Origin of the sequence: Thioclava marina (assembly GCF_002020135.1) — a bacterium.
Classification (GTDB): Bacteria; Pseudomonadota; Alphaproteobacteria; order Rhodobacterales; family Rhodobacteraceae; genus Thioclava; species Thioclava marina.
In genome coordinates, this window is sequence record NZ_MPZS01000003.1 from 244,404 (window position 1) to 263,166 (window position 18,763).

Genomic DNA, 18,763 nt, shown 5'->3' on the forward strand with positions numbered 1-18,763 from the left:
CTGACTGGACTGTAATCTGTTGAAGGAGAGGGCCGATGATCGAGAAGATGGACAACAGCCCTGCGGGCGTCGCGGGACTCGATGTCTCCGGCACGGTTCTGGCGCGCGATGTGACCGAGGCATTGCGCATGGTTGCGCCAACCGAAAGCCTGCTGGTTGAGGTTGCGCCGCGCTTCGATGGGTATATGGCCGAGCTTGTAGGCGGGATGCGCCGCGCGTGCCGCGACGGGCAGGCACAACGCTGCGCGCTGGTAGTGCCGGAAGACATGCGCGACGAGGCGACGATGCAGGGCGAGGGCGACGGTCTGCGCATTTTCACCGCACGAGAAGCCGCAGAAAGCTGGCTTGCCTCTTAACGCAGACCGATCTCGGCGAGCGCCACGGCAAGCTCGCGGGGCAGGGCGTCCTCTCGGGCACGCCCTTGGGGCAGATCGCGCGGCGCGTCCTCGGGTTTGAGATAGCGCCAGCCCTGAAACGGACGGCGCATCAGTGCCTCGGTGCGCACCACCTCCCGGTCGAGCACGATCGCGCAACGGGCGATCCCGTCTGCGCCCATCACTTCCGACAGTTCCAGCACGCGTTGTCGCGCCAGCACGGCCCCCTTGAACACCCAGTAGAGCGAGCCGCCGTTCAGGATCTCATCCGCGCGTTTCGGCCACATCCGCGTGACATGCATCGCCGGGCCCTTGCCGTAGCGGCTGGCCTGCCACGCGATCAGGTCCTCGACCTTCTCGGCGCCCACGCAAAGTTTGATCAGATTGACGGTGTCATTCTTTCCCATGGTTTCTAGTTAGGATTTTGATCCCGTCGCGGCAATGTCCGATTTGCGTCTGGTCAGGACGAGGGGCCTTAGGTATAGTGTTTATCCGCCCCCGGCGCACGATATGCGGCGGGGGCGTCTGATTTCTGAGCATATCCGCACCGACCGTCGAGAGGACCGAATGAGCCGTTTTGCCGCCCCCATCGCCGAGCAGATCTGGGACATGAAATACCGCCTGAAAGAACAGGACGGCACGCCCATCGACGCGACGGTGGAAGATAGCTGGCGACGCATCGCGCGGGCACTGGCCGAGGTCGAGGACGAGCCTGCGGAGTGGGAAGAGAAGTTCTACAACGCGCTGGAAGATTTCAAATATCTCCCGGCTGGACGGATCACCGCAGGTGCGGGGACGGGCCGCGCGGTGACACTGTTCAACTGCTTCGTCATGGGGACGATCCCGGACAACATGGGCGGGATCTTCGATATGCTGAAGGAAGCCGCGCTGACGATGCAGCAGGGCGGTGGAATCGGTTATGACTTCTCCACCATCCGGCCCCGCGGCGCCGAGGTGAAGGGCGTGGCCGCCGATGCCTCGGGCCCGCTGTCATTCATGGATGTCTGGGATGCGATGTGCCGCACGATCATGTCGGCGGGCTCGCGCCGCGGTGCGATGATGGCGACGATGCGCTGCGATCACCCCGATATCGAGAATTTCATCACCGCCAAGCAGGATTCGGCGCGGCTGCGCATGTTCAACCTGTCGGTGCTGGTGACCGATCCCTTCATGGAAGCCGTGAAGGCCGACAAGCCGTGGGATCTGCAATTCGGCGGCAAGGTCTATCACACGCTCAACGCCCGTGATCTGTGGAACAAGATCATGCGCGCGACCTACGATTACGCCGAGCCGGGCGTGATCTTCATCGACCGCATCAACAAGATGAACAATCTCAACTATGTCGAGCAGATCGCCGCGACCAACCCCTGCGGCGAGCAGCCCCTGCCGCCCTATGGCGCCTGCCTGCTTGGCTCGATCAACCTCGCACGTCTGGTGACCAACCCGTTCGAAGGCAATGCCGAACTGGATCCGGCCAAGCTCGACGAGTTGGTGCGGCTCGCCGTGCGGATGATGGATAACGTGGTCGACGCCTCGCGCTTCCCGCTGGAACAGCAACGCGAAGAGGCGCAGAACAAGCGTCGTATCGGTCTTGGCGTGACGGGGCTGGCCGATGCGCTTTTGATGCTGGGCCTGCGCTATGGCTCGGAAGAGGCCGCCGCCCAGACCGAGGCCTGGATGAAGCTGATCGCGCGGGCGAGCTATCTCGCCTCGGTCGATCTGGCGAAGGAAAAGGGCGCGTTCCCGCTCTTCGATGCCGAGAAATATCTCAACTCCGGCAATATGTTGCAGATGGATGATGATGTGCGCGAGGCGATCCGCACCCACGGCATCCGCAATGCACTGCTGACCTCGATCGCACCGACCGGGACGATCTCACTTTACGCGGGCAATGTGTCGAGCGGCATCGAGCCGGTCTTCGCCTATGCCTATACCCGCAAGGTGCTGCAGCCCGACGGCTCACGCACCGAGGAAGAGGTGGTCGATTACGCCGTGCAGATGTGGCGCGACAAGTTCGGCGACACCCCGCTGCCCGACTATTTCGTCAACGCCCAGACCCTCGCGCCGCTCGATCACGTCCGGATGCAGGCGGCGGCGCAGAAATGGATCGACTCGAGCATTTCCAAGACCATCAACTGCCCCGAGGATATCGCCTTCGAGGAGTTCAAATCGGTCTATATGGAGGCCTGGGACACGGGCTGCAAAGGCTGCACCACCTACCGCCCGAACGATGTGACGGGCTCGGTTCTCAGCGTCTCCGAGAAAGAGGAGAAGGCGCCGGAAGTCGATCAGGGCGCCGAGGTGGTCTACCTGACCGAGCCGCTCGACCGTCCCGCCGCGCTTGAAGGTTCGACCTACAAGATCAAGTGGCCGGGCTCCGAGCACGCGATCTACATCACCATCAATGACATCGTCCAAGGCGGCCATCGCCGTCCCTTCGAGGTCTTCATCAACTCCAAGAACATGGAGCATTTCGCCTGGACCGTCGCGCTGACCCGCATGGTCTCGGCCGTGTTCCGCCGCGGCGGGGATGTGTCCTTCGTGGTCGAAGAGCTGAAAGCCGTGTTCGACCCGCGCGGCGGCGCTTGGATGCAGGGCAAATACGTCCCCTCGATCCTCGCGGCGATCGGCGGTGTGATCGAGCGCCACATGATCGCGACGGGCTTCATCGAAGGCGAGGGAATGGGCCTGAAATCCGACCCCGAAGCCGAGCGCATGATCGTCGGTGAAGCCCCGCGCGGCAAAGCCTGCCCGTCCTGTGGCAGCTACGCGATGCGGATGGTCGAAGGCTGCATGACCTGCGCCGATTGCGGCCACAGCAAGTGCGGGTGACACGGGCGAGGGGCGGAGTTATTATTGAGCGCCGCATAAAATGTCCATTCCGGTAGGTTTTTGTCCATTCCGGCAAGCATAAAGTGACCATCGAAGGCTCTGCCTTCGATGGTTTTTATTTCGTTTCAATGCCTTGTCTGTTTTTCTGCGGTAGGGCTTTCTGACCCGTTTTCCGGCACTCCGGCCCGGTTGACGTCGCCTCGGGAAATCGACTTAACCTCCACCCAAACACGGGTTTCCAATCATCACGGCGGTTGTTTTGCCGAGATTGAGTATGGCAGAAGACCATCGGTCATTCTCGGCGGCCCGTGGCGGTCGGCCCTTCTCGCTCCATCGCGCAAGATTCGGAGATCGTGATCGCGCCGGGGCTTTGCTGTCTACCTTCAGCCATTCCGGCTCGAGGGAGCCCCCAGACTATCGAGATAGAGCGCGGCAAGCGCCTGCGCATTGCGCGCGAAACTTGGGTCGCGGCTGTGCTGGGCTGCAACGATGGCCCCGTCGATCAGCACCGCGAAGCTGCGTGCGACCTCGGCCACGTCGCGCGCCTGCAACTCGATCGCCTGCGCCTTGAGCCAGGTGATCAAGTGCTCCTTGTGCAATTCGGCCGCGCGGCGCACCGCGTCATTTCCGGTATCGAACTCGGCCACCGCGTTGATGAACGGGCAGCCGTAGAAGCCGGGATCCGCGAACCAGTCCTGAAGCACGTCAAAGACGGCGAGAAGCCTGTCGCGCGCCGAGCCCTCAACTTGTGCGAGCCGACCGAAGAACCATTCGCGCCATGTCTCGCCCTCGGCCTGCAGCACCGCGGCGATCAGCTCTTCCTTCGAGGCGAAGTGATTATAGAGCGTGGCTTTCGCCGTCTCCGCGCGTGCAAGGATGGTGTCAATGCCGGTCGCGGCGAAGCCGTGATTGCAAAACAGGTAGGAAGCGGCGCGCATCAGGCGCTCGCGTGCATTTTTCGAAGGACGAGCGGCAAAACTCCAACTCAGGCTGCCATTGGGGCAGAGATTTTGCAGACCGTCTTCCATGACATCACCTTATCGCTTGGATGCAATTCATAATAACTCTGTGTTTGGCTCGCACGACTCACAAAAAATTGCAAGACAGATTGGTCCATTTTGTCGCAGGGAAACCCTGCCTGGAAACCGCTGAATTTTCGCAGAACGCGGTATCAGCCGCCCGAATGCGGTCAGTCTACCACAATTTTTGCTCATATTTTTTGCATTCCATGTTTCTTGCGGCCGAGTGCTTCACTTCGATTGACGATCCTGTCTCACGGTGCGGTGAATAGACAGACCTGTTCGTTTTTGTCCTGGAAGGAGATCCGATGGCCATGACGCTCACCCTGTCCGACAGCGCTGCGCAAGGCGCACAAGACGCCCCGCATCGCCGCGCTGTTCCGGTCGGGGCCCATGTCGCGATCAAGGGGCTGAGCCATGCCTATCGCCGCCACGACGGCAAGGTGCTGGACGGGATCGACTTCGAGATCAAGGCCGGCGAGATCGTGGCGCTGCTGGGCCGGTCGGGCTGCGGCAAGTCCACGCTGCTGCATATGCTATCGGGCCTGACCCACCCGTCCGAGGGCGAGGTCGTTATCAACGGCAACAGGATCCATGAGCCCTCGCCGAAATGGGTCATGATGTTCCAGGCGCCTTCGCTGTTTCCGTGGATGACCGTGGCCCAGAACGCGGCGCTCGGGCTGAAATTCACCCGTCGCAATGACCAGATCGCGAAGCGCATCCCCGAGATCCTCGAGCTTGTCGATCTTGGCGCCTTCGCCGATCGCAATGCGCAAGAGCTCTCCGGCGGCCAACAGCAGCGCGTAGCACTGGCCCGTTCTCTCGCCCCCAAACCCGAGATGCTGCTGCTCGACGAGCCGTTCTCGGCGCTCGACGCCTTCACCCGGCGCAACCTCCAACGCGATGTGCGCCAGATCGCCCGCGATCTCGGGCTGACGCTCGTTCTGGTGACCCATGATGTGGGCGAGGCTGTCCGCATGGCCGACCGCGTCATCGTGCTCAAGGCCAATCCGGGTCGGGTCTTCGAGGACACCGTGATCACGCTCTCGGAGGAGGAGCGCAGCGGCGGCTCCGACGAATTCCAGGCCGAACACAGCCGCCTGATGAACATCTACTCGCAGGCCGCGGACGCGCCGGGCGAGGAGACCGAAACCCCCAATGACTTCACCCAGATCTGAACGGAGACGCGACCGATGACGAAGAAAACCTGCTCTCATAATCACCCTCACGACCTGCACGCCGCCTGCTGCGGTGGCGAGGAAGGGTTTGATCCGGGCCGCCGTCAGACGCTCGATCTGTTGGCCAAGGGCGGGCTCGCGGCCATGCTGGGCGGGGTGGCCGCTGGCCTGCCGCAGATGGCGCGCGCGCAGTCCGATGATGTTCTACGCATCGGCTACCTTCCGATCACCGACGCGACGCCGCTGCTGGTCGCTCATGCCAAGGGGTTCTTCGAGGAAGAGGGCATCAAGGCCGAAAAGCCGACGCTGATCCGGTCGTGGCCTGCGCTGATCGAGGGCTTCGTCGCGGGCAAGTTCAACCTCGTGCACTTCCTCAAACCGATCCCGGTCTGGATGCGCTACAACAACAATGTACCGGTCAAGATCATGGCCTGGGCGCATACCAACGGCTCGGCGCTGGTGGTCGGCAAGCATACCGACGTGACCGATTTCGCGGGCCTCGGCGGCAAGCAGGTCGCGGTGCCGTTCTGGTATTCGATGCACAATATCGTGCTGCAATACGCGCTGCGCGCCAATGGCATCAAACCGGTGATCAAGGCGCAGGGCGAGGCGCTGGCGCCCGACGAGTGCAACCTGCAGGTTCTGCCGCCGCCGGACATGCCGCCCGCGCTTGCGGCGAAGAAGATCGACGCCTATATCGTGGCTGAGCCGTTCAACGCGCTGGGTGAGCTGAAGGCGGGCGCGCGGATGCTGCGCTTCACCGGCGATATCTGGAAGAACCACCCCTGCTGCGTCGTGTGCATGCACGAGGAAGACACCGCCGCCAAGCCCGAATGGACGCAAGGCGTGATGAATGCCGTGGTCAAGGCCGCCATCTATGCCAGCCAGAACAAGGCCGAGGTGGCCGAGCTTCTGTCGAAGGATGGCGCAGGCTACCTGCCCGCGCCGGCCCCGGTCGTAACGCGCGCGATGACACTCTATGCCGATCATCCCGAGTATATCGAGGAAGGCGCGATCAAGAACGAGGCGGAATTCCATAACGGCCGGATCGACTTTCAGCCCTGGCCCTATCCCTCCGCGACCAAGCTGATCGTCAAGGCGATGAACGAGACAGTCGTGGCGGGCGAGACCACCTTCCTCGAAGGGCTCGACCCGGAGTTCGTGGCCAATGACCTCGTCAACTACGACTACGTAAAAGCCGCGCTCGAGAAATACCCCGAGTGGAAGGCCGACCCGTCCGTTGCGGGCGGCGCGGATCCCTACACCCGCGAGGAGATCTTCAAGCTATGAGTGACGCGGTCCAGCTCCCTTCCACGATCCTGCGCATCCCGCGCCTCGGCTCGGCGCGCAGCCTGATCAACGCGCTGATCGGTATTGCCGCGCTGATGGGCGTCTGGTGGCTCGGCGGCTTCATCGTCGAGAACGATCCCGACCTCTATGCCTTCTCGGATTTCGCGCCGGCCCCCACGCTCGAGCGGCTCTGGGAGATGATCGTCTCCGGCGAGGTGCTCACGATGTCGGGCCCGTCGCTGCAACGGGTGGGGCTGGGCCTTCTCTTCGCCGCAGCGTTCGGGGTGCCGGTCGGCATCCTGATCGGCCGGGCGCCGAGGATCCACGAGGTCACCAACGTGCCGTTCCAGTTCCTGCGGATGATCTCGCCGCTGAGCTGGATGCCGATCGCCGTCATGGCGTTCGATACCTGGGACGGGGCGATCGTGTTCCTGATCGCGATGGCCGCGGTCTGGCCTATCCTGTTCTCGACCGCCGCGGGCGTCCGCCGGATCGATCCGGCCTGGCTCAAGGTCGCCCGTAACCTCGGGGCGGGTCCGCTGCACCTCTTGGGCACGGTGATCCTGCCCGCAATCGCGGTCGACGTGATGCAGGGGATCCGGCTCGCGCTGGGTGTGGCCTGGGTGGTGCTTGTGCCTGCCGAATATCTCGGCGTCACCTCGGGTCTTGGTTTCGCGATCAACGATGCTCGCGACACGCTCGACTATTCCCGTCTGGCCGCAACGGTCGTGGTGATCGGGGTGATCGGTTTCGCCCTCGACGCCGCCATCGGCCAGCTCGTCAAGAAGTTCAACTGGGTCCGCGCCGCCGCGCACTGACCTGCAATTCACAGACAGCAACAGGAGGTATTCCCATGTCTGAACCCGCCACCGCACTCACCGGCTGCCTTGCCCCCACCGCCGAGACCTCGTGCCTCGCGCCGATCTCGAAGGAAGGTCTCGATGACCTGATCGCCAAGGGCAAAGCCGATCCGAAAGCCGTCAAGACGCTCAAGTGCAAGACCGTCGCCGAGGGCCGTTTCCGTCACGCGAACTATATCCGCAACCTCGAGCCCTACATCGTCGACGAACCGCCGGGGCTGCTGGGCGACGATACCGCGCCGAACCCTTCCGAGGCCTCGCTGGCCGCGCTCGGCTCCTGCGTCGCGGTGGGGCTGCACGCCAACGCCATCGCCCGCGGCATCACGATCCAGAAGCTCGAACTGGAGCTGGAAGGTGACCTGAACATCACCGCCGTCTGGGGCACGGGCGACGTGTCCGAGAAGCCGGTCGGTTTTACCGACGTGCGCATCAAGGTCGATATGGAGGCGGATTGCCCGCAAGAAGAGATCGACGCGCTGATCACCCATGTGACGCAGTGGTCGCCGGTCTTCAACACCTTCTCGCGCCCCGTGAACATGGTCGCGGAATCCGTCTGATCCGGCGTAGGGAAACGCGCTTTGATACAAGGCGCCGCGCCCTCTTCGGGCGGGCGCGGCCCTCCTCTCCATCAACCAAGGACCCGAACCGATGAATGTTGCAGCCCCCATCACCGCCTATGATCCCGCCGAGGTCGAGCGCGTCTCGGTCGAGATGCTGGCCCCGCTCGCACGCAAGATCGATGATGAGCGGATCTATCCCGAGGATGTCGTGCGCGCCTACGGCGCGGCAGGCGCCTATGGCACGCATATCGGCGGCAAGGACGCGGATGTCGACCTGACGACAGCGGTGCTCGCGATGGCGCGCGCCTCCGAGGAATGCCTTTCCACCGGCTTCTGCCTCTGGGCGCAGGATACGCTGGCTTGGTATATCGCGAGCTCCGACAACGACCACCTCAAGTCCGAACTGCTGCCCCAGGTTGCGCGCGGCGAAGCCCTGGGCGGCACCGGCATGTCGAACCCGATGAAGGCGCTCGGCGAAATCGAGCCGATGCGCCTGAAGGGCGAGCGCGTCGAGGGTGGCTACAAGGTCAAGGGCCTGCTGCCCTGGGTCTCGAACCTGCCCGAGGACGGCTATTTCGGCACGATGTTCCATGTCGAGGTCGAAGGCCAGGTCCAACCGAAGCGGGTGATGGCGATCATCCATGCGGGTTGGGAGGGCATCAAGCTCAAGCTCGACCACGAATTCGTCGCGATGGGCGGCACCGCGACCTGCAATGTGCAGTTCCGCGATGTCTTCGTCTCCGATGACTGGGTGCTCGCTGATCCGGCCGAGCCCTTCGTCAAGCGGATGCGCTCGGGCTTCACCCTGCTGCAATGCGGGATGGCCGCCGGGATCATCAAGAACTGCATTGACCTCATCAAGCAGGTCGAAACCCCGCTCGGTCACGTCAACAAATATCTGCCGACGCAGGCCGCCGATCTCGAGGCCGAGTATGACGCGTTGGTCGCCGAGGTCGTCGAGCTCTGCGCCACGCCCTACGATGAGAGCGACGCCTTTTACCTGCGCGTTCTCAAGGCCCGCCTTGCGGGCGGGGAACTGGCGATGAAGGCGGCGCATTGGGCGCAGCTGCATCAGGGTGCGCGTGGCTATGTCACCCATGGCGCGGCACAGCGCCGCCTGCGGGAAGCCTATTTTATCGGCATCGTGACACCCGCCACCAAGCATTTGCGGATGCTGATCGATCAACTCGAAGCCTGACACGACCGGACGTGGCGCGGGGAGAATTTCACGCGTCACTCCACTCTCGCGATTGTCCGACGATCCAACAACAAGGCGCCGTTCAGGGACGGCGTGAACAGGGAGTATTGTCCAATGGAAACGACACTTGTTACCCCCGCGGAACTTCATGCGTTGAACGAAGCCGGTCTGGCTGTCGTGATCGACACGCGCGATGCCGACAGCTTTGCCGCCGGCCACATTGCGGGTGCTGTGAACATGCATGACATCTTCACCTTCCTCGCCACCTCGGATGCCGCCGGCATGCAGACGCTCAAGGAGAAGTTCGCCGCCGAATTCGCGGCGGCCGGGCTGGATGGCGAAAAGACCGCCGTGATCTACGAGGCATCGATGAATACCGGCTTCGGCCAGTCCTGCCGCGGCTTCTTCCTGCTGTCCTTCCTCGGCTATCCGAAGGTGAAGGTTCTGCATGGCGGCTTTGCCGCCTGGGCCGCGGAAGGGCTGCCGATCTCGACCGCGCCCGTCGCGCCCACACCCGGTGGGTTCGAGATAGGCCCGGCCGCCGCCGCGATCATGATGGATGTCGCCGACATGAAGGCCGCGATCGACGACCCCGAGGCGGTGATCCTCGACGAGCGGGACATCGACGAATGGATCGCCGAAAGCTCCTCGCCCTATGGCAAGGATTTCTGCCCGCGCAAGGGTCGCATTCCCGGCGCGGTCTGGATCGAGTGGTATCGCATGATGAAACCCGGCCCCCATGGCCCGCAGATGAAATCGGGCGCCGAGGTTCTGGCCGAATGCGCCACCGTCGGCATCACTCCCGATACACCGGTCAAGCTCTATTGCTTCAAGGGCGCCCGCGCCTCGAACACCTTCCTCGCGCTGAAAGAGGCCGGGGTGAAGGATGTCGCGATCTATTTCGGCTCGTGGAACGAATGGTCCCGCGATCCGTCCCTGCCAATCGAGGAAGGGCTGCCCTACGGCGCCTGACCCTGCAATCCCCATCATCTGACAAGGAGATATCAAGATGACCACCCGTGCCGAACTCACCGAGAAGATCGTCGCTCACAAGACCTTCAACGACATCAAGTGGAGCGATGTCGCTGCCGCCGTCGGCCAGTCCAAGGAATGGACCACCGCCGCGCTGATGGGCCAGATCTCTCTGTCCAAGGAGCAGGCTTATGCCGCGGGCAACGCGCTTGGACTGAATTTCTCGGACGAGGAGATCGCGCTGCTGATGACCGTGCCCTATCGCGGCTCGCTGCCGACCGCGGTGCCGACCGATCCGCTGATCTATCGCCTCTACGAAGTGGTGAACGTCTACGGCACCACTATGAAGGCGCTGATCGAGGAAGAATTCGGCGACGGCATCATGTCGGCGATCGACTTCACCATGGACATCACCCGCAAGGCCGATCCCAAGGGCGACCGCGTGCAGATCGTGCTCGACGGCAAGTTCCTCGGCTACAAGATGTATTGACCGGCAAGGGGGCGGGCCTTTGCTGCCCGCCCCGATCGCCCCTGAAAAGGCATAATCCATGAAACCGATCGTCATCATCGGCGCAGGGCAGGCAGGCCTCGCCCTGGCCGCGAAGCTGCGCGCCCTTGGCTGCGAGACGCCGATCAAGCTGATCGGGGCCGAGCCCGCTCCGCCTTACCAGCGCCCGCCGCTGTCGAAGAAATACATGTTCGGAGAGCTCGACCGCGAGCGTCTCTACCTGCGCCCCGAAACCTTCTACGCCGAGAACGCGATCGAGCTGATCACCGGCACATGCGTCGCCGCCATCGAGGCTGCCGAAAAGATCGTCGTGCTGGATGACGGCACCCGGATCGCAGCTTCGCAGATCGCGCTTTGCACCGGGGCCGATCCGATCCGGCTGCCTGCGGCGATCGGCGGTGATCTGGCGGGCGTCTACACGATGCGCAACCTCGCCGATGCCGATGCGATGGCCGATGAATTCCGCCCCGGCGCGCGCGTCCTGATCGTCGGCGGGGGGTATATCGGCCTCGAGGCCGCCGCGGTCGCTGCCGCGAAAGGCTTGCAGGTGACGTTGGTCGAAATGGCGCCCCGCATTCTCGCACGGGTCGCCTGTGCCGAAACCGCCACCTGGTTCAAGGCCCTGCACCAGAGCCATGGCGTCGATATCCGCGAGGGGATTGGCCTGTCGGAACTGACCGGGAAGGGCGGTCGCGTCGCGCGCGCACGCTTGTCGGATGGCTCCGATATCGAAGCCGATTTCGTTGTCGTCGGGATCGGTGTGCGTCCTGGCGTAGCGCTTGCCGAAGCTGCGGGGCTGGCTATCGAGAACGGGATCCGCACCGATGCGTTCGGCGCGGCCTCGGCCCCAGGTATCTGGGCAGCGGGCGATTGCGCTTCCTTCCCGTTTCAGGGCTGCCGAATCCGGCTGGAATCCGTGCCCAACGCGATCGATCAGGCAGAGGCCGTGGCTGCGGCGATGCTGGGTCAGGGCGCGCCCTATGTCGCAAAGCCGTGGTTCTGGTCGGACCAGTTCGACGTGAAACTCCAGATCGCGGGGCTGAACACCGGCCATGACCGGGTGATCGTGCGGCAAGGCGACAAGCTTGGCACGGTTTCGCATTGGTATTTCGCAGGCACGCGCCTTTTGGCCGTCGACGCGATGAACGATCCGCGCGCTTACATGACCGCTAAACGCTGGATCGAGGCCGGCCAGTCGCCCGAACCCGCGTCGCTGGCCGATCCCGCAATCCCGCTCAAATCCGTGCCGCTCGCGGCGCCGCAAACCGAACTTGCAGAGGCTCCATGATCACCGTGACTTTCGAGGGAGCCGACGGCTCCCGCATCACCACAAAAGCCCGGCCGGGCACCACCTTGATGGAAGCCGCCCGCGCGGCCTCGGTGCCGGGCATTCTTGCTGAATGCGGTGGGGCGTGTTCGTGCTCTACCTGCCATGTCTACGTGGCTCCGGATTTCTTCGACCTGCTGGAACCGGCGGGCGAGATGGAGCTGGATCTTCTGGATTTCGCCTGGGAGCCCGATCCTGCGAGTTCGCGACTGTCCTGCCAAATCGTGCTGAACGAGGCGCTCGAGGGGCTCGTCGCACGTGTTCCGGAGCGGCAGGGTTAGATCCACGCCCCTTCATTCGGCTGATGGCCGACCTGTCGGCGTCTCTCGTGCTCCACGCTGCCACCAATTTTCGCCCAAAGCTTCCCGGTTCGCTGATTGGGGGCGGTCCAGAGAGCTTATCCTGAGAACTGCGCTTCGAATGACTTCGCCGCATGGAGCTTGCCGCCATCCCTTTCGACTATGGCTACCCGAAGTTCCTGGTTATGAAGTGCCGCGATCACCAAAAAAGGCGGTCGTTCCCCGCGCCGTGCTGAAACGTCCACTATTCGAGATAGAGGGCAAAAATCGAGACAACATCGCTTGGAGCACCCACGATATAGGGGGCTTTCCAATGGTTGGGCTTTGCGTCACCGAGCCAGTTGAGCGGAGGGTTCTCTGCGCAACAACGTGTTTTGGTCGATCATGAAGTCATTGGAAATCGGGTAGGCCGCAGCGCCCAAGGCACGAATGATCGAGCCGAAATGACCGGCGCAAATATCGGGCTGATAGATCCCTCTGAGATCCAGGCGATGGAAATGCCGGTCGACCTCGGCGACGAGGCGGTCGCGGACGGCGTTGGGAAGGGCGCCGTCTATGATCACGGCTTCGAAATCGATCACGGCTTGTGCCGAGACGATAGCGTGAGCGAGACTTCTGGCTGCTCGGGTGATCCAGTGCGAAAGTGTGGGTTCGAATGCCGACCAGTCCGCATTGTCGTCATATAGCAGGTTTGTGTCGAGGTTTTGCTCGGTCAGAAGATTTGCGAAGACGGAGAGTGAAGCATGGTCGATCAGGCGATGGCCGCCGGGTTCGTCGGGAATCCGTAGCGGCCCGAAGCCGCCTGAATTCCCCCATCGCCCCGGAAAGACGCTGCCATTGAGAACGACACCACCCCCGATGAATGTGCCGATGAAGAAATAGATGAAATCCTGCTTTTCGGTTGGTGGGCCGAATACAAGCTCGCCACGGCAGGCGGCGGTGCCGTCATTCTCTACGGAGATCGGGCCGGGGAGAAGAGCGGCTAGCTCGACATTGACGTCGAAGGTGCGCCATTTCTCTAACTCTTCGCGTGGCGCGACGAAATCCTCGGCCCAGTGCCAGAGTTCCGAGGGCATCGCGATTCCGCTCGCCGCCAGATCTTCGCGTTTGAGCTTGGCCGAACGAAGCAGCGGTCGAAAACTTTCCTTGATGAAGGCGATCAGGCCTTGCGGGCTGGGGTATTCGTGTGTTGCCGTGCGTCGCGCGGCAACCCCGCCTATGAAGTTTATAACGACCATGTCAAAGCTTCGCCGGCCAATTTTCAGGCCGAGGTAGTGCCTTGCTTCGGGATTGAGGCGCATCGGCACGGACGGTTGGCCAACGCGTCCCCGAATAGGGGCTCCGCGGAGCAGTAGTCCGTCATTCTCCAGCGCCTTGAATATCTCTGATACTGCGTTTGCCGACAGCCCGGTGGCGCGGGTTGCCTCAGCTTTGGTGAGCGTGCCGTGGCGACGAATTAGATGGAGCACGAGGCGCTCGTTTACGTCTCTAACGGTCGATTGGTTGGAACCCTTGAGGGGCACGGATTTCAGAGGGCTTTCTCGGCGTCTTGGGGTCATCGTTCACCATTTTGGAGATCGGCGCGGAGGTGCGGCGTCGCGTGGCTCAAGGGTGCCCGGATGCTACGCGGCGGGCGTTTCGGGTGCAAGCGTTCTGGAAAATTCTATCGCAATAAAACTTCATTCGGAAGTTTTTATTGACAGATTGAAGTTCGGGAGAGTAGTGCTTTTTCAGCTTCGGGAAGGGGAGGAGGGTCCAGTCATCGCGGCGCATCGGTCAGGATGCTGATGCTTCGATCGAATCGATTGGACGGAAAAAAACTTTTCCATGAAGTTTTCATCGATTGCTCAGGATGCTTAACAGCAAGGGAGAAGGTAATGAAATTCGCAAAGAGATGCGTCGTCGGTCTTTGTGCTTCAGTCGCTCTGGTCGGTGTCGCCAGCGGGGCTTCAGCTCAGACATCCGCCTGTCTGATTACGAAGACTGATACGAATCCGTTCTTCGTGAAAATGAAGGAAGGTGCTGTCGCGAAGGCCAATGAGCTGGGCATAAAGCTGAACACCTATGCCGGTAAGCTCGACGGCGATGTCGAGAGCCAGGTCGCAGCGGTCGAAAGCTGCATCGCTGCCGGTGCCAAGGGGATCTTGATTACCCCCTCCGACAGCCGGGCGCTCGCACCCGTCGTAGAGAAGGCCCGCGCCGCGGGTGCGCTGGTGATTGCGCTCGATACCCCGTTCGAACCGGCCAGCGTGGCCGACGCGACCTTTGCCACCGATAACTTCAAGGCGGGCGAACTGATCGGAGAATGGGCCAAGGTGAAGCTCGGCGACAATGCAGCCAACGCAAAGATCGGCTTCCTCGATCTGAACGCGAGCCAGGTCTCGGTCGATTATCTGCGTGATCAGGGCTTCATGAAAGGCTTCGGCATCGACATCAAGGATCCCAAGAAGATCGGTGACGAGGACGATCCGCGCATCGTTGGTCATGACGTGACCAACGGCAATGAAGAGGGCGGCCGCACTGCGATGGAAAACCTTCTGCAGAAGGATCCGGGTATCAACGTCGTCTACACGATCAACGAGCCTGCCGCCGCCGGTGCCTATGAGGCGCTCAAGGCTGTTGGCCTCGAAAACCAAGCGACGATTGTCTCGGTCGACGGTGGCTGCCCCGGCGTTCAGAACGTCAAGGACGGCGTGATCGGTGCGACCTCGATGCAGTTCCCGCTGCTGATGGCCTCGAAAGGGGTGGAGGCAATCGCCGCTTTCGCCAAGGACGGCACCAAGCCGCAGAACTCTGACGGGCTCGACTTCTACAATACCGGCGTCGAGCTGATCACCGATCAGCCGGTCGACGGCATTCCCTCGATCTCCTCGGAAGAGGGTCTCAAGAAGTGCTGGGGCTGAACCTCGGTAAACCGATCGGAAGGGCCGCAGCGTGTGGCCCTTCCCGCATTGGTGCCGTCTGACGGCCTGACACACATCGGAGAAAGAGGATGACGGACATGACTCAGACCGTACCGCCGCGCGGGCAGTCCTTCGAACACGACCTCGACAAGAGCGACAAGACGGTTGCCGCCTTTGAGAAAAAGAAGCGCGGACTGATCGGTTCGATCCAGCACGGGTTGCATGGCAATCCGACACTGGTCCCGGTGATCGTCCTGTTGCTCTCGGTTGCGGCTTTCGGGCTGATCGCGGGTGGCAAGTTCTTCTCGGCATTCAACCTGACCCTGATCATGCAGCAGGTCTCCATCATCGGGATTCTCGCCGCGGCGCAGTCGCTGATCATCCTGACCGCGGGCATCGATCTGTCGGTCGCGGCGATCATGGTGCTGATGTCGGTGATCGCGGGCAATCTCGCCGTCTATATGGGCGTGCCCGCGCCGCTGGCGCTTTTGGTGGCCTTCGCGGGCGGCACCGGAGCGGGGCTGATGAACGGCTTCCTGGTGACCAAGGTGAAGCTGCCGCCCTTCATCACGACGCTGGGCACCTGGTCTATCTTCTATGCACTGAACCTGTGGCTGTCGGGCGCGCAGTCGATACGCTCGCAGGATATCGACAAGGCCGCGCCGCTGCTGAAATTCTTCGGCAATACGATCGCCATCGGAAATGCGCGGCTTACCTACGGTTCGATCCTGATGGTCGTGGTATTCCTTGCGCTCTGGTATCTGCTGAACAAGACCGCCTGGGGCCGCCATGTTTACGCCGTGGGCGATGACAAGGACGCGGCGGAGCTTGCCGGTATCCGCACCGATCGCACGCTTCTGTCGGTCTATGGCTTGGCTGGTCTGGTCTGCGCCATCGCGGCCTGGGCCTCGATTGGTCGCGTCGGTTCGATCTCGCCGCAGGCCTTCTACGAGGCGAACCTGCATTCCATCACCGCCGTGGTGATTGGGGGGATATCGCTCTTCGGTGGGCGCGGCTCGATCCTCGGCGCACTCTTCGGCGCGCTCATCGTGGGCGTGTTCCAATCTGGGCTGCGGCTTGCGGATGTAGACGTGCTTTGGCAGGTCTTCGCGATCGGCTGGCTCATCATCATCGCGGTCGCGATCGACCAATGGATCAGAAAGGTGTCGGCATGAAACGCGAACCCATCCTTACCGCGCGCGGTCTGGTCAAGCGCTATGGCCGCGTCACGGCCCTCGACAATTGCGATTTCGACCTCTACCCGGGCGAGATTCTGGCGGTAATCGGCGATAACGGAGCGGGGAAATCCTCGCTGATCAAGGCGATTTCCGGAGCCGTGCAGGTCGACGAGGGCGAGATCCGGCTCGAAGGTCAGAAAATCAGCTTCAAATCTCCGCTTGAGGCGCAGGATGCAGGGATCGCGACCGTTTATCAAACACTTGCGCTCTCTCCGGCACTGTCGATCGTCGACAACATGTTCGTGGGTCGTGAGCTGCGCAAGCAGGGCGTGATGGGGCAATGGTTCCGGATGCTCGATAAGCCTGCGATGCGCTCTTTCGCGCGTGAAAAGCTCAATGATTTGGGGTTGATGACGATTCAGGACATCGATCAGGCGGTCGAGACGCTTTCGGGCGGTCAGCGCCAAGGCGTGGCGGTCGCCCGCGCTGCCGCTTTCGGCTCGAAGGTGATTATCATGGACGAGCCCACCGCCGCGCTCGGCGTGAAGGAGAGCCGACAGGTTCTCAACCTGATCCTCGATCTCAAGGCCAAGGGGCTGCCGATTATCCTGATTTCACACAATATGCCCCACGTCTTCGAAGTCGCCGACCGGGTTCATGTCCACCGGCTCGGCAAGCGCTTGTGCACGATCGATCCGAAGAAACACACAATGTCGGATGCGGTGGCCTACATGACCGGCGCCAAGCAGCCCGATGACGTGAACGAGGCCGCCTGAAAATGGAGGTGCTCGCGGCCCATAAACAGGCGGTGCTCGATCTGGTCGATCGTGTCCATCGGACGGCGTCGCGCACGGTCATTGGGATCGCGGGCCCGCCCGGCTCGGGCAAGTCGACGCTCGCCGAACTGGTCGTCGAGGCGCTCAACGCCCGGGCGGACCCAGCCTGTTCGGCGCGGTTGGTGCCAATGGATGGTTTCCACCTCGACAATGCCGAGCTAGACGCGCGCGGCTGGCGTATGGTTAAGGGCGCGCCCGAAACTTTCGATGTCGAGGGTTTCGTGGATCTGGTGACGCGGTTGCGCGACGACAGCGCCGATATCGCCTATCCGCTGTTCAGCCGCGCCAAGGATCGCACCCTGCCGGGCGCGGGATCGGTTGCCGCAGCGACGCGGGTCGTCGTGGTCGAGGGGAATTACCTGCTGCTAAGCGATGGGGGATGGTCGAAGCTCAAGGCGCTTTTCGACGCGACCGTGATGCTTGCACCGCCAATGGACGTGCTTGAGCGACGGCTCATCGCTCGCTGGCTCGAGCATGGGCTCGCCCCCGATCAGGCCCGCAGCCGCGCCCGCGGCAACGACCTGACGAATGCCCGCCGGGTGTTCGAGCAGAGCGCTCGGGCCGACCTCATCCTGACGCTGCCCGAGGCCGAAGTCGCGGCCGAGATGGAAAGGAGCAACCAGACATGAAGATCTTCGCAGATACCGCCGATATCGCGGCCATCCGATCACTCGCCGAGGCTGGGCTGATCGACGGCGTGACCACCAATCCGAGCCTGATCGCCAAGGCCGGCGCCCATATCCTCGCGGCGGTCGCCGAGATCGCCGCGATCGTGGACGGACCGGTTTCCGCCGAAGTCGCCGCGACCGATTACGACACCATGATGCGCGAGGCAGCGGTGCTCGGAAAAATCGCACCGAACATTTGCATCAAGCTACCGCTAACGATGGACGGGCTTCGCGCTTGTCGTACGCTGCGGGAAGAGGGCCGCGAGACCAACGTGACGCTTTGTTTCTCGGTCAATCAGGCGATGCTCGTAGCGAAGGCGGGTGCGACCTATGTCTCGCCCTTCGTTGGCCGACTCGATGATATCAATCTCGACGGCGCGCAGCTGTTGCGCGATATCCGCACGGTGTTCGACAATTATCCCGAGCTTGATACGCAGATACTCGCAGCTTCCCTGCGCTCGGCAAATCATGTGACAGAAGCGATGCTGGCGGGCGCGAATGCCGCAACGCTCCCGCCTGGTGTGATCGAGGCGCTCGTTGCGCACCCTTTGACCGACAAAGGCCTGCAGGGTTTCATGGCTGACTGGGCTTCGACGGGGCAAAGCATTCTTTAGGTACGGTGGCCCCCGCCGAACCAAACCCGCTTCAAGAAATCGGTTCGTGACCTTCGGCTTTCTTGGCTTCTGAGCGCATTGCCCATTTCCCTCTCGGGAAGGTCTTCCGATGCTCGCCGATCGAGAGCGCATGGTGGGCGTGCTGAA

Annotated in this window: 19 protein-coding genes; 16 read left to right on the plus strand and 3 right to left on the minus strand. The window is 62.4% G+C overall.

Going from position 1 to position 18,763, the window contains the following annotated elements; genetic code table 11:
* Nucleotides 1-35: 35 nt before the first annotated feature.
* A complete protein-coding gene (locus tag BMG00_RS15450; RefSeq protein ID WP_075777173.1) occupies nucleotides 36-356 on the plus strand; it encodes a hypothetical protein in 321 nt (106 codons plus the stop codon).
* Here the strand turns inward: BMG00_RS15450 and BMG00_RS15455 are convergent.
* Entirely contained in the window at nucleotides 353-781 is a 429-nt protein-coding gene (locus BMG00_RS15455) for a DUF1489 family protein (RefSeq protein ID WP_075777174.1), read from the minus strand. The genes BMG00_RS15450 and BMG00_RS15455 overlap by 4 nt on opposite strands.
* A 160-nt stretch (nucleotides 782-941) precedes the next feature.
* Here BMG00_RS15455 and BMG00_RS15460 point away from each other — a divergent pair, with 160 nt between their 5' ends.
* The gene (locus tag BMG00_RS15460; RefSeq protein WP_078529982.1) at nucleotides 942-3,206 is read left to right on the plus strand and encodes an adenosylcobalamin-dependent ribonucleoside-diphosphate reductase; all 2,265 of its coding nucleotides are present in this window, start codon (nucleotides 942-944) and stop codon (nucleotides 3,204-3,206) included.
* Nucleotides 3,207-3,589: 383 nt separating this feature from the next.
* Here BMG00_RS15460 and BMG00_RS15465 read toward each other — a convergent pair whose 3' ends face one another.
* Complete coding sequence (locus BMG00_RS15465) at nucleotides 3,590-4,144, minus strand: TetR/AcrR family transcriptional regulator (protein ID WP_158521749.1); 555 nt, start codon at nucleotides 4,142-4,144, stop codon at nucleotides 3,590-3,592.
* A gap of 389 nt (nucleotides 4,145-4,533) precedes the next feature.
* Between BMG00_RS15465 and BMG00_RS15470 the strand changes: the two genes are divergently transcribed.
* From BMG00_RS15470 to BMG00_RS15510, 9 genes are all read left to right on the plus strand, one after another.
* Nucleotides 4,534-5,403 carry an ABC transporter ATP-binding protein gene (locus BMG00_RS15470; protein ID WP_245795058.1) on the plus strand — a complete coding sequence of 290 codons (870 nt, stop codon included), beginning with the start codon at nucleotides 4,534-4,536 and terminating at the stop codon, nucleotides 5,401-5,403.
* Between the two features lie 15 nt (nucleotides 5,404-5,418).
* On the plus strand, nucleotides 5,419-6,693 hold the full coding sequence (locus BMG00_RS15475) for an ABC transporter substrate-binding protein (protein ID WP_078574956.1): 1,275 nt from the start codon (nucleotides 5,419-5,421) through the stop codon (nucleotides 6,691-6,693).
* A complete protein-coding gene (locus BMG00_RS15480; protein WP_078574957.1) occupies nucleotides 6,690-7,511 on the plus strand; it encodes an ABC transporter permease in 822 nt (273 codons plus the stop codon). Before BMG00_RS15475 ends, BMG00_RS15480 begins: the two co-directional genes overlap by 4 nt.
* Before the next feature lie 35 nt (nucleotides 7,512-7,546).
* Nucleotides 7,547-8,110, plus strand: a complete 564-nt coding sequence (locus BMG00_RS15485; protein WP_038074067.1) for an OsmC family protein — start codon at nucleotides 7,547-7,549, stop codon at nucleotides 8,108-8,110.
* A gap of 91 nt (nucleotides 8,111-8,201) precedes the next feature.
* Entirely contained in the window at nucleotides 8,202-9,311 is a 1,110-nt protein-coding gene (locus BMG00_RS15490; protein WP_078574958.1) for an acyl-CoA dehydrogenase family protein, read from the plus strand.
* A gap of 114 nt (nucleotides 9,312-9,425) precedes the next feature.
* Nucleotides 9,426-10,283, plus strand: a complete 858-nt coding sequence (locus tag BMG00_RS15495; RefSeq protein ID WP_078574959.1) for a sulfurtransferase — start codon at nucleotides 9,426-9,428, stop codon at nucleotides 10,281-10,283.
* Between the two features lie 37 nt (nucleotides 10,284-10,320).
* Nucleotides 10,321-10,773 (plus strand): cyanase, encoded by a 453-nt coding sequence (gene cynS / locus BMG00_RS15500; RefSeq protein WP_078574960.1) that lies wholly within the window; start codon nucleotides 10,321-10,323, stop codon nucleotides 10,771-10,773.
* Between the two features lie 58 nt (nucleotides 10,774-10,831).
* Nucleotides 10,832-12,079: an NAD(P)/FAD-dependent oxidoreductase gene (locus BMG00_RS15505; protein ID WP_078574961.1), complete on the plus strand. Its 1,248-nt coding sequence runs from the start codon at nucleotides 10,832-10,834 to the stop codon at nucleotides 12,077-12,079.
* Nucleotides 12,076-12,399 carry a 2Fe-2S iron-sulfur cluster-binding protein gene (locus BMG00_RS15510; RefSeq protein ID WP_078574962.1) on the plus strand — a complete coding sequence of 108 codons (324 nt, stop codon included), beginning with the start codon at nucleotides 12,076-12,078 and terminating at the stop codon, nucleotides 12,397-12,399. The genes BMG00_RS15505 and BMG00_RS15510 overlap by 4 nt, the downstream gene beginning before the upstream one ends.
* A 347-nt stretch (nucleotides 12,400-12,746) precedes the next feature.
* Here the strand turns inward: BMG00_RS15510 and BMG00_RS15515 are convergent, their stop codons facing one another.
* Nucleotides 12,747-13,976: an ROK family transcriptional regulator gene (locus BMG00_RS15515; protein ID WP_078574963.1), complete on the minus strand. Its 1,230-nt coding sequence runs from the start codon at nucleotides 13,974-13,976 to the stop codon at nucleotides 12,747-12,749.
* A gap of 318 nt (nucleotides 13,977-14,294) precedes the next feature.
* Between BMG00_RS15515 and BMG00_RS15520 the strand changes: the two genes are divergently transcribed.
* The 5 genes from BMG00_RS15520 to fsa all read left to right on the plus strand — a co-directional run bounded on the left by BMG00_RS15520 (nucleotide 14,295) and on the right by fsa (nucleotide 18,616).
* Nucleotides 14,295-15,320 carry a sugar ABC transporter substrate-binding protein gene (locus BMG00_RS15520; RefSeq protein WP_078574964.1) on the plus strand — a complete coding sequence of 342 codons (1,026 nt, stop codon included), beginning with the start codon at nucleotides 14,295-14,297 and terminating at the stop codon, nucleotides 15,318-15,320.
* A 98-nt stretch (nucleotides 15,321-15,418) separates the two neighbouring features.
* Nucleotides 15,419-16,495, plus strand: coding sequence for an ABC transporter permease (locus BMG00_RS15525; RefSeq protein WP_078574965.1), 1,077 nt, complete (start codon nucleotides 15,419-15,421; stop codon nucleotides 16,493-16,495).
* Complete coding sequence (locus BMG00_RS15530; RefSeq protein ID WP_078574966.1) at nucleotides 16,492-17,274, plus strand: ATP-binding cassette domain-containing protein; 783 nt, start codon at nucleotides 16,492-16,494, stop codon at nucleotides 17,272-17,274. Before BMG00_RS15525 ends, BMG00_RS15530 begins: the two co-directional genes overlap by 4 nt.
* Nucleotides 17,275-17,276: 2 nt before the next feature.
* Nucleotides 17,277-17,963 carry a nucleoside/nucleotide kinase family protein gene (locus tag BMG00_RS15535; RefSeq protein WP_078574967.1) on the plus strand — a complete coding sequence of 229 codons (687 nt, stop codon included), beginning with the start codon at nucleotides 17,277-17,279 and terminating at the stop codon, nucleotides 17,961-17,963.
* On the plus strand, nucleotides 17,960-18,616 hold the full coding sequence (gene fsa / locus BMG00_RS15540; RefSeq protein WP_078574968.1) for a fructose-6-phosphate aldolase: 657 nt from the start codon (nucleotides 17,960-17,962) through the stop codon (nucleotides 18,614-18,616). Before BMG00_RS15535 ends, fsa begins: the two co-directional genes overlap by 4 nt.
* Nucleotides 18,617-18,763: the final 147 nt, after the last annotated feature.